Here is a 13,736-nt window from a genome sequence, read left to right as displayed (position 1 = left end):
TCAGACAGGCCCCAGGGAGAATCGGGAGCACATTGTGACGATCTTGGTTACCGGCGCCACCGGCCACGTCGGACGGCGCGTGGCCGAAAGGCTCATCGAGGCCGGCGAGCGTGTCCGCGTCCTGACCCGGAACCCCGAGGGGGCGGACCTCCCCGACGGCGCCGAGATCTGCGGGGGCGACCTCTCGAGTCCGGCGACGCTGGAAGGCCCCCTCGACGGCGTACGGCGCGTGTACCTCTTCCCCGTCCCGGAGACCGCGGAAGAGGTGGCCGGCGTACTGGAGAAGGCGGGAGTGGAGCACGTCGCGCTGCTGTCGTCGATGTCCATCACCGAGGACGGCGAGAACAACCCCAGCGCCCAGCACCATCTCACCGTCGAAAAGGCCCTGCGCGAGCGGCAGTTCACCTGGACCTTCGTGCGGCCCACCGGCTTCGCGACGAACACGCTCTGGCGCTGGGGGGACGCCGTCCGCGCCGAGGGCGTCGTGCGGGCCCCGTACGGGCGGTCCGCGCGGGCCCTGATCCACGAGTCGGACATCGGCGACGTGGCGGCCGAGGCGCTGCTCGGGGACGAGTGCGCGGGCAAGGTCCTCGATCTGACCGGACCCGAACTGCTCACCCAGATCGAGCAGGTGCGGCTGATCGGTGAGGCGATCGGCAGGGAGATCCGGTTCGAGGAGGTGACCCCCGAGCAGGCCCGGGAGGCGATGGCGGGGTCGGTGGCCCCCGAGTTCGCCGACATGGTGCTGGGGGCCCTGGCCCGTCAGGTCGACGACCCGGGCCCGGTGCTGCCGACCGTGGAGGAGGTGACGGGCCGTCCGGCCCGTACGTTCGCGCAGTGGGCGCGCGACCATGCCGACGACTTCCTCGGAAGGGACACGCGATGACGGATCTCGCGGAACGGACCGTCGACGAGGAGGTACTGGCCACCGCCGACCGGTTGCGGCAGGAGAGCGCCTACCGCCTCGCCATTGAGCTCTACCGGTGGCTGCTGGCCCGTGCCGAGTCGGAACGGGCCCACTTCGGGCTGGGGCAGAGCTACGGCAAGGCCGGTGACCACGGCCGCGCCCTGACGCACCTGGAACGTGCCTTCGCGCTGCGGCCCGAACGGGACTCGGGGGCGGGCTATCTCGCGTACGTCCTGGAACGGCACGGCCGGTTGCGGGAGGCGGGGAAGTGGTACGAGCGGGCACTCGGCGGTGCCGAGTCGGAGGACCTGTGGGTCCGTTCGCACCACGCGTGGTTCCTGGAGAAGTGCCACCGCGAGGAGGACGCGCTGCTCGCCTACGAGGACGTGCTGGAGCGGAACCCGCGTCACACGTGGACGATCAAGCGCTACGCCCTGATGCTGCGCCGGCTCGGCGAGGAGCAGAGGGCACGCGTCCTGCTGGAGGACGCGGTCCTGCGGGCACCGGAGAACCCCTTCCCGGCGGCGAACCTGCTGGAGTACCTGCTGCTCGTCGAGAGCCCCGAGTACAACGGCTTCCGGGCGTCGCTCGTGGGGGAGGCCGGTCCCGAGTGTCCCCCGTGGTTCGCCTTCCTGCTGGACCTGTTCGACCTCTACCGGGACCATCTGCTGCCCGGCCACACCGACGACGAGCGCCTGATCCGGGTTCGGTCGGCGGCGGACGCGCTGCCCGCCACACTGCACCGCGACTTCGACGATCTGACCGCGCTGCTCGAGGAGCGCGGCGGAGACGTCGAGGCATGGCGTGACCTTCTGCGACGCCTGGTGAAGTGACGGCTGCGTGAGGCGATCTGATCCACGGCGGGACGTGCCCGACGGGGCGCTCAGGTGCCCTCCTTGAGCACCTTCCTCACGAGAGCCGACTGCGCCTCGGTCAGGCGGGGATCGGCGAAGTGGCCCTTGTCCCCGTCGGCTTCGACCTCGTAGACGAAGCCGTCCGGCACGACCATGTGCATCTCGCCCCGGCCCTCGGCGAGAGCGCTCCGGGCGAGGGCGGCCAACTCTTCGGCGTCCGGCCGCCCTTGGGTCTCGAGCGTGGCCCGGCGGGTGATGCCCGCGAAGCCGCCGGTGCGGGTGACGGTGATGCGCATGGGCCCATCCTCCCGTGCTCGCGGCGAAAGCGCCCCTCAGGGGACCCCGGGGCTTCACGGGACGCCGACGGAGGTGCGACGGCCGGAGCCGCCACGCGGTGCGGCAGCCGGACGGCCGCCGCACCGCGTGGCGGGACGAACCCGCCCTCGGCTACGCCTCAGCGGGTGTCACGCCCACCTCGGACCAGGACTTCAGCACCGCCTCACGCTCCGGACTGCCGTCCCCGTAGCGGGAGCCGGCCGCCGAGACCGTGGCGCCGGCGAACGCCGCGAAGTCGGCGTCCGGGGTGAGGTCGCCGGAGGTGAGCGTGTCGTACCAGATCTGCCCCGCGCGCTCCCAGGCGTGGCCGCCCAGGTCGGTGGCGAGCTGGTGGAAGGCGTGGTTCGGGATGCCGGAGTTGATGTGCACTCCGCCGTTGTCGGAGCCGGTGTGGACGTAGTCCTCCATCGTCGCCGGCTGCGGGTCCTTGCCGAGGACGTCGTCGTCGTACGCCGTGCCCGGCGCCTTCATCGAGCGCAGGGCGGTGCCCTCGACCCGGTCGGTGAACAGGCCGTCGCCGATCAGCCAGTCGGCCTGTTCGGCGGTCTGAGCGAGTCCGTACTGCTTGATGAGAGAGCCGAAGACGTCGGAGACGGACTCGTTCAGCGCGCCGGACTGCCCGAAGTAGGCGAGGTTGGCGGTGTGCTGGGTGACGCCGTGGGTCAGTTCGTGGCCGATGACGTCCACCGGCAGCGTGAAGTCGCGGAAGACCTCGCCGTCGCCGTCACCGAAGACCATGCGCTCGCCGTCCCAGAAGGCGTTGCCGTAGTTCCGGCCGTAGTGGACGGTCGCGTCGAGGGGCATGCCCGCGCCGTCGATCGAGTAGCGGGAGAAGACGGAGAGATAGAGCTCGAAGGTGGCGCCCAGGCCCGCGTACGCGCGGTTGACGCTGGCGTCGTCCGTGGGCTCCTCACCCTCGGAGCGCACCTTCGTGCCCGGCAGCTCCTCCCTGTGGGCGGCGTCACTGATCGTGCGCTGCGGCTTCTTGTCCGCGTCCTCGCCCGTGACGCCGGGGACGCCCGCGGCCGCAGTCATGCGGACGGTGGTGATCCGGCGGCGGGTGCGCTGCAGGGCGTCGTGCTCCAGGGTGCGGCGGGCCGGCTCGTACAGCGTCGGATCACCCGAGCGGGAGAGGTGGTCCAGAACATGCGGCGGGACGATGGAACAGAAGACCGGGTGAACGGATTGTGTGCATGCGGTGCGCTCTGAGTGTGCGTCCATCTACGAAACGTGGCACAGGGTCATCCTTCTGTCACTCCCTGCTGCCGTGATTCGCAGGAATCCGCATGAAGATGTACGGATCCCTTCAACTCCCGTGCAGACAGGGCGATATCGCTCGCGGTCGCACCGTGAAGTGATGCACGGTCCCGCATGCTGATACGGACTCCGGGACTCCGGGTGTCTCCGTTACACTCGGCCATCATGAGTTTCGGGCTGCTTCTTCTTAGCTGCCGCGGCGAGGGTCTGTAGTCGTACGGCTGACCCCCTCCCCGCGGAGATCGGTGATGCCACCGTCGGCCCCCGAAGCCCACTCACGCGGAGTCTTCCGCGATCAGGAGCCCAAGCGTCATGACTTCCTCCGCATCCTTCGGCCGCCCCACGCCCATCACCGCGGCGACCGTACGGCAGAAGCCCTCCGGAATGCCGGTTCACAAGTACGGGCAGTACGAGGCCGTCGACATCCCCGACCGCACCTGGCCGGACAACCGCATCACCAAGGCCCCCCGCTGGCTCTCCACGGACCTGCGTGACGGCAACCAGGCCCTGATCGACCCCATGTCGCCCGCCCGCAAGCGCGCCATGTTCGATCTGCTGGTCTCGATGGGCTACAAGGAGATCGAGGTCGGATTCCCCGCCTCCGGCCAGACCGACTTCGACTTCGTGCGCTCCATCATCGAGGAGGACGCGATCCCCGAGGACGTGACGATCTCCGTCCTCACACAGGCCCGCGAGGAGCTGATCGAGCGCACCGTCGAGTCGCTGCGCGGCGCCCACCACGCGACCGTCCACCTCTACAACGCCACCGCCCCCGTCTTCCGCGAGGTCGTCTTCCGCGGCACCCGCGACCAGGTCAGGCAGATCGCGGTCGACGGCACCCGCCTGGTGGTGGAGTACGCGGAGAAGCTGCTCGACGACCGGACCTCCTTCGGGTACCAGTACAGCCCGGAGATCTTCACCGACACCGAGCTGGACTTCGCCCTGGAGGTCTGCGAGGGCGTGATGGACGTCTGGCAGCCCGAGGACGGCCGCGAGATCATCCTCAACCTGCCCGCCACGGTGGAGCGTTCGACGCCCTCCACGCACGCGGACCGCTTCGAGTGGATGTCCCGGCACCTGACGCGCCGCGAGAACGTCTGCCTGTCCGTACACCCGCACAACGACCGCGGCACCGCCGTCGCCGCCGCCGAGCTGGCGATCATGGCCGGTGCGGACCGCATCGAAGGCTGCCTGTTCGGCCAGGGTGAGCGCACGGGCAACGTCGACCTGGTCACCCTGGGCATGAACCTCTTCAGCCAGGGCGTCGACCCGCAGATCGACTTCTCGCAGATCGACGAGGTCAAGCGCACCGCGGAGTACTGCAACCAGATGGACGTCCACTCCCGGCACCCCTACGTCGGCGACCTCGTCTACACCTCCTTCTCCGGCTCCCACCAGGACGCCATCAAGAAGGGCTTCGAGGCGATGGAGGTCCGCGCCCGGAAGCAGGGCACCACCGTCGACGAGCTGGAGTGGGCGGTCCCGTACCTGCCCATCGACCCCAAGGACGTGGGCCGCTCGTACGAGGCGGTCATCCGCGTCAACTCCCAGTCGGGCAAGGGCGGCATCGCCTACGTGCTGAAGGGCGAGCACAGCCTGGACCTGCCGCGCCGGATGCAGGTCGAGTTCTCGAAGATCATCCAGGAGAAGACCGACAGCGAGGGCGGAGAGGTCACCCCCGCCGCCATCTGGGAGATCTTCCAGCACGAGTACCTGCCCACGCCGGACACCCCCTGGGGCCGCATCGCCCTGCGGGCCGGACAGACCACCACCACGGCCGACGGGCAGGACGAGGTCACCGTCGACGCGACGGTCGACGGCGAGGACATCGTGCTCGCCGGCAGCGGCAACGGCCCGCTGGCCGCCTTCTTCGACGCGCTGCAGGCCGTCGACGTGGACGTGCGGCTCCTGGACTACGTCGAGCACACGATGAGCGAGGGCGCGGGCGCACAGGCCGCCGCCTACATCGAGTGCGCCATCGGCGACAAGGTGCTGTGGGGTGTGGGCATCGACGCCAACATCGTCCGCGCCTCCATCAAGGCGGTCGTCTCCGCGGTCAACCGCGCGGCACGCTGAGGCAGTTCGCGGTTCCGGCCGCAGGGACCACCATCGGGCGTCCCCAGGCGTCCTGCGGGCCTCACCCACTTTCGGGTGAGGCCCGCAGGCGCCGTGGGCGGCGGTGTGCCCCGGCGTGACGGGGCCCCGGCACCGAATCGTCCGGAACGAACTGCTGACGTCGCATCCCCCCTGTGGTTAACATCACGTTCACCGGCAGCGTGGCCGATTCGTGACGGAGGTACGGCGTGAGCGGCGTGAGGCGTTCCCGTGACCAGCGAGGCAGTTGGTCGTCCCGTGGTCGTGGGGTGCGCCTGGCGGGCGTCCGCACAAGCTGGCACACGGTCGACGACGGGGACTTCTTCTGTCCCGGCTGCGGCGGCGACCGCAGCTACCGCCGCCGCGCGGGCCGGCGCCGTTTCGTGCTGCTCGGAGTGCCTCTGCTCTCGCGCGGCGCCGTCGCTCCCGTCCTCGAATGCGCCGCCTGCCAGGGCCACTTCGGCACCGAGGCCCTCGGCCACCCCACCACCTACCGCCTCGCGTCCCTCCTGCGTGACGCCGTGCACGCCATCGCGCTCACCGTTCTCGCGGCGGGCGGCTGCGAGAGCCGTACGGCTCGGCAGACGGCAGTGGACACCGTGCGAAGCGCCGGGTTCACCGAGTGCACCGAGGACCAACTGCTCACGCTCCTGGCCGCGTTGAGCGCCGAGCGGGGCCGAGGCGACAGCGTCTCCGCCGAGATCGAGCTGCACGAGGCGCTGGCCCCGCTCGCGCCCCACCTGGCCCCCGCGGGCCGGGAGGGCCTGTTGCTGCACGGGGCACGCATCGCCCTGGCCGACGGCCAGTACCAGGCGGCCGAGCGCGCCGCGCTCGCCGCGGTCGGCCGCTCGCTGCGTATCGACGACGAGGACGTCGACCGGCTGCTGGCCCAGGCTCATACCCCCTCCTGAGGACGAGCGCATGGCCGGGTGGGCGACAATGTCCGCATGACCCTGTTCCGTGACGACGGCGTCGTGCTGCGCACCCAGAAGCTCGGCGAGGCGGACCGGATCATCACCGTGCTCACTCGCGGTCACGGACGGGTACGCGCCGTCGCACGCGGAGTCCGCCGCACGAAGTCGAAGTTCGGGGCGCGACTGGAGCCTTTCAGCCACGTCGATGTGCAGTTCTTCGCGCGCGGCAGCGAGTTGACCGGCCGCGGGCTGCCGCTGTTCACGCAGACGGAGACCATCGCGCCGTACGGCCAGGGCATCGTCAGCGACTACGCGCGCTACACCGCCGGCACGGCCATGCTGGAGACCGCCGAGCGCTTCACCGACCACGAGGGCGAGCCCAACGTGCAGCAGTATCTGCTGCTGGTGGGCGGGCTGCGCACCCTCGCCGCGGGCGAGCACACCCCCGGTCTCGTGCTGGATGCATTCCTGCTTCGGTCGCTCGCCATGGGCGGCTACGCGCCCAGCTTCGAGGACTGCGCCAAGTGCGGCCTGGACGGCCCCAACAGGTTCTTCTCGGTGGCCTCGGGCGGGGTGGTGTGCGGCGACTGCCGCGTCCCCGGCAGCGTGGTGCCGTCGCCGGAGGCGCTGCGGCTGCTGGGAGCGCTCCTCACCGGCGACTGGGAGACGGCCGACGCGACCGAGCCGCGGCACGCCCGCGAGGGCACCGGGCTGGTCTCGGCCTATCTGCACTGGCACATGGAGCGCGGGCTGCGCTCGCTGCGCTACGTCGACCGCACTCCCGCCGTGGAGCGCGCACCCCGCCCCGAGCGCGCGCCGGGGGCGGAGCTGTCCTGACCGGCTTCGATGTCCGCCCGGACCTGCCCGTCGGCTACGCTCGCCGTACCCCACGCATCCCGCACCCGACCCGCACCCATCCCTGGAGCTGAACGCCCATGGCACGCCGCGGAATGCTGCAAAGGCAGCGTCGCGAGTACGTCACCCCCGAACCGCACCCCTCCGGCGAACACCCGCCGAAGATCCCCGCGGAACTGGTGCCCAACCATGTGGCCTGCGTCATGGACGGCAACGGACGGTGGGCGAAGCAGCGCGGGCTGCCGCGCACCGAAGGGCACAAGGTCGGGGAGGGCGTCGTCCTCGACGTGCTCAAAGGCTGCCTGGAGATGGGCGTCAAGAACCTCTCCCTGTACGCCTTCTCCACGGAGAACTGGAAGCGCTCGCCCGACGAGGTGCGCTTCCTGATGAACTTCAACCGTGACGTCATCCGCCGCCGCCGCGACGAGATGGACGAACTTGGCATCCGCATCCGGTGGGTGGGCAGGATGCCGAAGCTGTGGAAGTCCGTGGTGCGCGAGCTGCAGGTCGCCCAGGAGCAGACAGTCGACAACGACGCGATGACGCTGTACTTCTGCGTCAACTACGGCGGCCGCGCCGAGATCGCGGACGCGGCGCAGGCGATGGCCGAGGACGTACGTGCCGGGAAGCTCGATCCCTCGAAGGTCAACGAGAAGACTCTCGCCAGGTACCTGTACTACCCGGACATGCCCGACGTGGACCTGTTCCTGCGGCCCTCGGGCGAGCAGCGCACGTCCAACTACCTGATCTGGCAGAGCGCTTACGCGGAGATGGTCTACCAGGACGTTCTCTGGCCGGACTTCGACCGCCGCGATCTGTGGCGCGCCTGTCTCGAATACGCCCAGCGCGACCGGCGTTTCGGCGGCGCCCGTACGGACAACGGCGGCAAGGCGAGCGGGGCGACGGGAACGGCGTAGGCCGGAAGTAGCCTCGGAAGGTCAGCGGGGGAGCGGCCGGCCCCGGCCGCTCACTTCGCAGCCGCGGCGCAGTCCCCGCAGGTGCCGAAGATCTCGACGGTGTGGCCGACGTTCACGAAGCCGTGCTCCTCGGCGATCGCGTCGGCCCACGTCTCCACCGCCGGGCCCTCGACCTCGACGGCCTTGCCGCAGTGGCGGCACACCAGATGGTGGTGGTGGTCGTCGCTGTGACAGCGGCGGTACACCGACTCGCCCTCGTCCGTGCGCAGGACGTCGACCTCGCCCGCGTCGGCGAGGGACTGCAACGTGCGGTAGACGGTGGTCAGACCGACCGAGTCCCCGCGGTGCTTGAGCATGTCGTGCAGCTCCTGCGCGCTCCGGAACTCCTCGACCTCGGCCAGTGCCGCCGAGACGGCCGCACGCTGCCGTGTGGAACGACCGCGGACAGGGGGACCTGCGGTGGTCACGCTGTCTCCTTCTTTCGTCACGCTCACTGGACCTGCCCGGTCATTGTGCCAGGCAACTCCGGTCTTCAGTTCTACGCCCGGAAGGCGCCGCCTCCCGCAGTGCTTCCGCGGCCCTTGGAACCTCCGGCGCCCGTTCCGCCCTCCTTCTCGCGGGCGGACGCACTCCCGCTCCCGCCCGAGGCCTCCTCGTGCGGGGCGCCCGCGACGACTCCGCCCCCACCGTCACCGCGGGCCGCCCGGTACCGGGCGAGGGGCACCGAGAGCGCCGTCACCAGGGCGAACAGGGCGATCGCGAGCACGACGATGCTGGCACCGGGCGGGACGTCCGCGTAGAACGAGGTCGCCGTCCCCGAAAGAGTCACCGCGACACCGAAGGCCACGGACAGGCCGAGGGTGGTCGCGAACCCGCGGGTGGCCTGCTGCGCGGCCGCCACGGGGATCACCATCAGCGCGCTGACCAGCAGCAGGCCGACCACCCGCATCGCGACGGTGACGGTCACCGCGGCCGTCACGGCCAGGAGCAGGTTCAGCAGCCTCACCGGAAGACCCGTGACGCGGGCGAACTCCTCGTCCTGGCAGACGGCGAACAGCTGCCGCCGCAGGCCCAGTGAACCGGCGAGGACGAACGCCGACAGGCAGACGATGGCGATCACGTCGGAGTTCGAGACGGTCGTGATCGAGCCGAAGAGATAGGTGGTGAGGCTCGCGTTGGAGCCGTTCGGCGCCAGGTTGATGATCAGGACGCCGCCCGCCATGCCGCCGTAGAAGAGCATCGCGAGGGCGAGATCGCCCCGCGCCTTCCCGTACCAGCGGATCAGCTCCATCGTCACCGCTCCGAGCGAGGCGACGACCACGGCCGTCCACACCGGGCTGGTGTTGAGCAGGAACCCCAGGGCGACGCCGGTGAGCGCGACGTGGCCGATGCCGTCGCCCATGATCGCCTGCCGGCGCTGCACGAGGTAGATGCCGACGGCCGGTGCCGCGATGCCCACCAGCAGCGCGGCGAGCAGCGCCCGCTGCATGAACGGGTAGTCGAGCAGCTCGGTCATACGTGTGTCCCGGGGTTCAGTTCGCTCACGGACAGTCCGGACTGGATCGCCGGGCCTCCCGCACCCGGTTCATGGGTGTCGTGCGGGTGGCAGGCCAGGTCGTGCAGCGCTTCGGGGTCGGCGACGCGCTCGACGAGCCCGTCGCGCAGCACCGCCGCCCGGTCGATCAGCGGGGCGAACGGGCCCAGCTCGTGCAGGACGAGAAGTACGGACGCGCCCTCGCCGACCAGCTCGCGCAGCGCCTCGGCCAGCACGGCCTGGCTGTCCAGATCCATCCCGGCCAGCGGCTCGTCCATGATCAGAAGCTCTGGCTCGCCGGCCAGCGCGCGGGCGATCAGCACGCGCTGGTGTTGGCCGCCGGAGAGGGCGTTGACGGAGTCCTTCGCGCGGTCGGCCAGGCCGACCAGCTCCAGGGCACGGGCCACGGCGGCCCTGTCCTTGCGGCCCAGCGGGCGCAGCCCCGTACGGGCGAGACGCCCGGAGGAGACCACCTCGCGCACCGTGGCGGGGACGCCTCCGGCGGCGGTGGAGCGCTGCGGCACGTAGCCGATGCGGCGCCAGTCGCGGAAGCGGGCGAAAGGGGTCCCGAAGAGTTCGAGGTCCCCGCCGGTGAGGGGCACCTGCCCGATGACGGCGCGGACGGCCGTGGACTTGCCCGAGCCGTTGGCACCGAGAAGGGCGAGGACCTCGCCGCGCTCCAGCGTCAGGTCGATGCCGCGCAGGACGCTGCGCGCGCCCAGGCAGGCTGTCGCGGCTCGGAGGGACACCACGTTCTCCGGTGCGGCCATGGGGCGGACCTTCCTCGGGGGTCGGATGGGTGCCGGGCTTCCCGGCGGTTCCCCGCGTGATGCTGCGGGTCACGCGAGGTGCGGGGGGTGTGGGATTCAGGTCGCGCCGAGAGCTGTCTGCAGCGATTTCAGGTTCTGGTGCATGACCGAGAAGTAGTCGTCGCTCTTCGGGTTCTTCACGCCCTCCAGAGGGCTGAGTACCCCCGTCTTGAGCTTCAGATCGTTCGCGAGCGTCCTTGCGGTCTTGTTGCTGGCGCCGGACTCGAAGAAGACGGTGTCGACGTCGTCGGCCTTGGCGACCTTGTGCAGTTCCTTCATGCGGGCGCCGCTCGGCTCGGAGTCGGGGTCGATTCCGGAGACGGCGGCCTCGTGGAGCCCGTAGCGCTCGGCGAGATAGCCGAAGGCGGAGTGCGTGGTGATGAAGGTGTCGGTCTTCTTCTTCCTCAGACCGGCCTTGAAGTCCTGGTCGAGGGCGTGGAGACGCTTGACCATCGTCTCGGTGTTCTTCTTGTACTGCGCCTTGTGGGCCGGATCGGCCTCGGCGAGCTCCTTGCCCACGCCCTCGGCCATCTGCGCGTAGCGCACGGGGTCGAGCCAGACGTGGGGGTCGGCGCCCTTTCCGCCGCCGGCCGAGGAGTGGTCGTGCCCGTGCTCCTCGCCGTGCACGTCCTGGCCGTGCTTCTCGAGCGTGGTGTACGAGGAGGCCTCGGCGACGTGCTCGGCACCGGACTGCTGCACGCCCTCGTCCACGGCGGGCTGAAGGCCCTTGAGGTAGACGACGAGGTCCGCGTCGGTGAGCCCGCCGGTCTGCTGAGGGCTGAGCTCCAGGTCGTGCGGCTCCGTGCCGGGCTTGGTCAGGGATTCGACCTCGACCTGGTCCCCGCCTATCTGCTGGGCGAGATATTCCAGGGGGTAGAAGGACGCGACGACGTTCACCTTGCCGTCCTTCTCGTTCCCGGAGCCGCTTCCGCCGCAGGCGGTCAGCGTGACCGCGCCGAGGCCGAGAGCGGTCGCGGCCGAGACGGTGCGTATGAGTCGTCGCGAAGCGTTCATGACACTCATTTTCAACCTACTTGGAAACCATTGTCAAATGGCGTCCACGCACCGTCGGATCCTGTACCGATCGCTGGTACCGATTTGATCCCGCCCCCTCTTGGATCGGTAACCTGAAGTATTCCGTCCGCCGTTGATGAAGAGAGCACTGTGGCCGCCGACAAGATCGACACAATCGTCAGCCTGAGCAAGCGCCGTGGATTCGTGTACCCGTGCAGTGAGATCTACGGTGGTCAGCGTGCCGCCTGGGACTATGGACCGCTGGGCGTCGAACTCAAGGAGAACATCAAGCGCCAGTGGTGGCGCGCCATGGTCACCTCGCGCGACGACGTCGTCGGTCTCGACTCGTCCGTGATCCTGGCTCCCCAGGTGTGGGAGGCCTCGGGTCACGTCGCCACCTTCACCGACCCGCTGACCGAGTGCACTTCCTGCCACAAGCGGTTCCGTGCGGATCACCTCGAAGAGGCCTACGAGGCCAAGCACGGGCGGCTGCCCGCCCAGGGCCTCGCCGACATCAACTGCCCCCACTGCGGCAACAAGGGCGGCTTCACCGAGCCCAAGCAGTTCTCCGGTCTGCTCTCCACGCACCTCGGCCCCACCCAGGACGCCGGCTCGGTCGCCTACCTCCGGCCCGAGACGGCGCAGGGCATCTTCACCAACTTCGCCGCGGTGCAGCAGACTTCGCGTAAGAAGCCGCCGTTCGGCATCGCGCAGATGGGCAAGTCGTTCCGCAACGAGATCACGCCCGGCAACTTCATCTTCCGCACCCGCGAGTTCGAGCAGATGGAGATGGAGTTCTTCGTCAAGCCGGGCGAGGACGAGAAGTGGCACGAGTACTGGATGGAGCAGCGCTGGGCCTGGTACACGGGGCTCGGCATCAGCGAGGACAACATCCGCTGGTACGAGCACCCGGCGGAGAAGCTCTCCCACTACTCGAAGCGCACCGCGGACATCGAGTACCGCTTCAACTTCGGCGGCAGTGAGTTCTCCGAGCTCGAAGGTGTCGCGAACCGCACCGACTTCGACCTCACCGCACACTCCAAGGCCTCCGGCCAGGACCTCTCCTACTTCGACCAGGAGGCGGGCGAGCGCTGGGTGCCGTACGTCATCGAGCCGGCGGCCGGCGTCAACCGCGCCATGCTCGCCTTCATGCTTGACGCGTACGTCGAGGACGAGGCCCCCAACGCCAAGGGGAAGCTGGAGAAGCGCACCGTGATGCGGCTCGACCCGCGGCTCGCGCCCGTCAAGGTCGCCGTGCTTCCGCTCTCCCGCAACGAGAAGCTGTCGCCGAAGGCGCGCGGCCTCGCCGAGACGCTGCGCAAGCACTGGAACATCGAGTTCGACGACGCGGGTGCCATCGGCCGCCGCTACCGTCGCCAGGACGAGATCGGCACGCCGTTCTGCATCACCGTCGACTTCGACACCCTTGACGACAACGCCGTCACGGTGCGCGAGCGCGACACGATGAAGCAGGACCGGGTCTCGCTCGACCAGATCGAGGGCTACCTCGCAGGGCGGCTGCTGGGCTGCTGAGCCACGGGACCGCTAAGGGGCCGGTTCCGCCGTGAGGCGGAGCCGGCCCCATCTGTCTGTGTGTCAGGCGCCGCCCGGCTCACCGTCCTTCTGCGGGCCGCAGGGACGGATCAGGCCCGCAGGCCGCGCACGATCAGGGCGCGTACGGCGGCGAAGTCCTGCTCGGCGCCGGGCTTGGACCACTCCGCGGCGTAGGCGGGGTCGTGGAACCGGGCGGTCGCGGAGAAGACGGCGGCGGCCGTCTCGGCGGGGGAGCCGAGGGAATCGGACGAGAAGACGCCCTGGGTCCGCCCGTCTTCGATGATCCGGGCGAGCTGGCCCGTCAGATCGTCGATGTGCCGGTCGACCACCGTGTTGGTGTCGCCCGTCAACACCGAGTAGGTGGCGAACAGTTCGGGATCGTCCCCCGCCTTGTGGCGCTTGGCCTCGAACAGGCCGGTGAGCCAGCGGCCGAGGCGCTCCTCCGCCGACCCCGAGTCCTCCGCGATCGAGGCCAGCTTCTCGCTCGTACGGTTGAGCCAGCGCTGGGTCACGGCTTCACGGAGAGCCGCCTTCGTGCGGAAGTGCCGGTAGACGCTGCCGTGGCTGACTCCGAGAACCCGCGCCACGTCCACGACCGTGGCCTTGGCGGGGCCGTAGCGGCGCAGCACGTCCTCGGTGGCCTCGAGAATCCGTTCCGGGGTCAGCGCGTCCGACACCATCGGTCCTCCCC

14 protein-coding genes are annotated in these 13,736 nt (G+C 70.0%); 7 read left to right on the top strand and 7 right to left on the bottom strand.

All coding sequences use genetic code 11. The features are described from left to right. The first annotated feature begins 34 nt into the window (after nucleotides 1–34). Together H5J26_RS01695 and H5J26_RS01690 are read left to right on the top strand one after the other, a co-directional pair. Nucleotides 35–886, top strand: coding sequence for an NAD(P)H-binding protein (locus H5J26_RS01695; protein ID WP_181763830.1), 852 nt, complete (start codon nucleotides 35–37; stop codon nucleotides 884–886). After that, entirely contained in the window at nucleotides 883–1,740 is an 858-nt protein-coding gene (locus H5J26_RS01690; RefSeq protein WP_181763829.1) for a tetratricopeptide repeat protein, read from the top strand. The genes H5J26_RS01695 and H5J26_RS01690 overlap by 4 nt, the downstream gene beginning before the upstream one ends. 50 nt (nucleotides 1,741–1,790) lie before the next feature. Here the strand turns inward: H5J26_RS01690 and H5J26_RS01685 are convergent, their stop codons facing one another. After that, complete coding sequence (locus tag H5J26_RS01685) at nucleotides 1,791–2,057, bottom strand: protealysin inhibitor emfourin (protein WP_181763828.1); 267 nt, start codon at nucleotides 2,055–2,057, stop codon at nucleotides 1,791–1,793. Nucleotides 2,058–2,208: 151 nt separating this feature from the next. Beyond that, nucleotides 2,209–3,318, bottom strand: coding sequence for a M4 family metallopeptidase (locus tag H5J26_RS01680; protein WP_181763827.1), 1,110 nt, complete (start codon nucleotides 3,316–3,318; stop codon nucleotides 2,209–2,211). 348 nt (nucleotides 3,319–3,666) lie between these two features. Between H5J26_RS01680 and leuA the strand changes: the two genes are divergently transcribed. The 4 genes from leuA to H5J26_RS01660 all read left to right on the top strand — a co-directional run bounded on the left by leuA (nucleotide 3,667) and on the right by H5J26_RS01660 (nucleotide 8,134). Then, on the top strand, nucleotides 3,667–5,430 hold the full coding sequence (leuA, locus tag H5J26_RS01675; RefSeq protein ID WP_181763826.1) for a 2-isopropylmalate synthase: 1,764 nt from the start codon (nucleotides 3,667–3,669) through the stop codon (nucleotides 5,428–5,430). 236 nt (nucleotides 5,431–5,666) lie between these two features. Further along, a complete protein-coding gene (locus H5J26_RS01670) occupies nucleotides 5,667–6,359 on the top strand; it encodes a TerB family tellurite resistance protein (RefSeq protein WP_309237742.1) in 693 nt (230 codons plus the stop codon). A 36-nt stretch (nucleotides 6,360–6,395) separates the two neighbouring features. Next, nucleotides 6,396–7,199, top strand: coding sequence for a DNA repair protein RecO (gene recO / locus H5J26_RS01665; protein ID WP_181763825.1), 804 nt, complete (start codon nucleotides 6,396–6,398; stop codon nucleotides 7,197–7,199). Between the two features lie 98 nt (nucleotides 7,200–7,297). Next, entirely contained in the window at nucleotides 7,298–8,134 is an 837-nt protein-coding gene (locus tag H5J26_RS01660; protein ID WP_181763824.1) for an isoprenyl transferase, read from the top strand. 50 nt (nucleotides 8,135–8,184) lie between these two features. On the opposite strand, the gene H5J26_RS01655 is transcribed toward H5J26_RS01660, so the two are convergent. The 4 genes from H5J26_RS01655 to H5J26_RS01640 form a co-directional block, all read right to left on the bottom strand. Continuing rightward, complete coding sequence (locus H5J26_RS01655) at nucleotides 8,185–8,601, bottom strand: Fur family transcriptional regulator (RefSeq protein ID WP_181763823.1); 417 nt, start codon at nucleotides 8,599–8,601, stop codon at nucleotides 8,185–8,187. Nucleotides 8,602–8,672: 71 nt separating this feature from the next. Continuing rightward, complete coding sequence (locus H5J26_RS01650) at nucleotides 8,673–9,650, bottom strand: metal ABC transporter permease (protein WP_181763822.1); 978 nt, start codon at nucleotides 9,648–9,650, stop codon at nucleotides 8,673–8,675. Beyond that, nucleotides 9,647–10,438, bottom strand: a complete 792-nt coding sequence (locus tag H5J26_RS01645; RefSeq protein WP_181763821.1) for a metal ABC transporter ATP-binding protein — start codon at nucleotides 10,436–10,438, stop codon at nucleotides 9,647–9,649. The genes H5J26_RS01650 and H5J26_RS01645 overlap by 4 nt, the downstream gene beginning before the upstream one ends. 96 nt (nucleotides 10,439–10,534) lie before the next feature. After that, nucleotides 10,535–11,491 carry a metal ABC transporter substrate-binding protein gene (locus H5J26_RS01640; protein WP_181763820.1) on the bottom strand — a complete coding sequence of 319 codons (957 nt, stop codon included), beginning with the start codon at nucleotides 11,489–11,491 and terminating at the stop codon, nucleotides 10,535–10,537. Between the two features lie 150 nt (nucleotides 11,492–11,641). On the opposite strand from H5J26_RS01640, the gene H5J26_RS01635 reads away from it, so the two are divergent. Further along, on the top strand, nucleotides 11,642–13,024 hold the full coding sequence (locus H5J26_RS01635) for a glycine--tRNA ligase (protein ID WP_181763819.1): 1,383 nt from the start codon (nucleotides 11,642–11,644) through the stop codon (nucleotides 13,022–13,024). A gap of 110 nt (nucleotides 13,025–13,134) precedes the next feature. Here H5J26_RS01635 and H5J26_RS01630 read toward each other — a convergent pair whose 3' ends face one another. After that, complete coding sequence (locus H5J26_RS01630) at nucleotides 13,135–13,725, bottom strand: TetR/AcrR family transcriptional regulator (RefSeq protein WP_181763818.1); 591 nt, start codon at nucleotides 13,723–13,725, stop codon at nucleotides 13,135–13,137. Between the last annotated feature and the right edge of the window lie 11 nt (nucleotides 13,726–13,736).

The sequence above is a fragment of the Streptomyces albidus (ex Kaewkla and Franco 2022) genome, from assembly GCF_013870515.1.
GTDB classification, from domain to species: Bacteria; Actinomycetota; Actinomycetes; order Streptomycetales; family Streptomycetaceae; genus Streptomyces; species Streptomyces albidus.
Note: the sequence above shows the minus strand (reverse complement) of the source record. Positions and strands in the feature narration are given on the sequence as shown.

Bases quoted from the DNA above. Each gene is read 5' to 3' on its own strand.
- H5J26_RS01680 (WP_181763827.1), bottom strand. From the start codon at position 3,318: ATGGACGCACACTCAGAGCGCACCGCATGCACACAATCCGTTCACCCG.
- recO (WP_181763825.1), top strand. From the start codon at position 6,396: ATGACCCTGTTCCGTGACGACGGCGTCGTGCTGCGCACCCAGAAGCTC.
- H5J26_RS01650 (WP_181763822.1), bottom strand. From the start codon at position 9,650: ATGACCGAGCTGCTCGACTACCCGTTCATGCAGCGGGCGCTGCTCGCC.
- leuA (WP_181763826.1), top strand. From the start codon at position 3,667: ATGACTTCCTCCGCATCCTTCGGCCGCCCCACGCCCATCACCGCGGCG.
- H5J26_RS01660 (WP_181763824.1), top strand. From the start codon at position 7,298: ATGGCACGCCGCGGAATGCTGCAAAGGCAGCGTCGCGAGTACGTCACC.
- H5J26_RS01690 (WP_181763829.1), top strand. From the start codon at position 883: ATGACGGATCTCGCGGAACGGACCGTCGACGAGGAGGTACTGGCCACC.
- H5J26_RS01685 (WP_181763828.1), bottom strand. From the start codon at position 2,057: ATGCGCATCACCGTCACCCGCACCGGCGGCTTCGCGGGCATCACCCGC.
- H5J26_RS01645 (WP_181763821.1), bottom strand. From the start codon at position 10,438: ATGGCCGCACCGGAGAACGTGGTGTCCCTCCGAGCCGCGACAGCCTGC.
- H5J26_RS01630 (WP_181763818.1), bottom strand. From the start codon at position 13,725: ATGGTGTCGGACGCGCTGACCCCGGAACGGATTCTCGAGGCCACCGAG.
- H5J26_RS01640 (WP_181763820.1), bottom strand. From the start codon at position 11,491: ATGAACGCTTCGCGACGACTCATACGCACCGTCTCGGCCGCGACCGCT.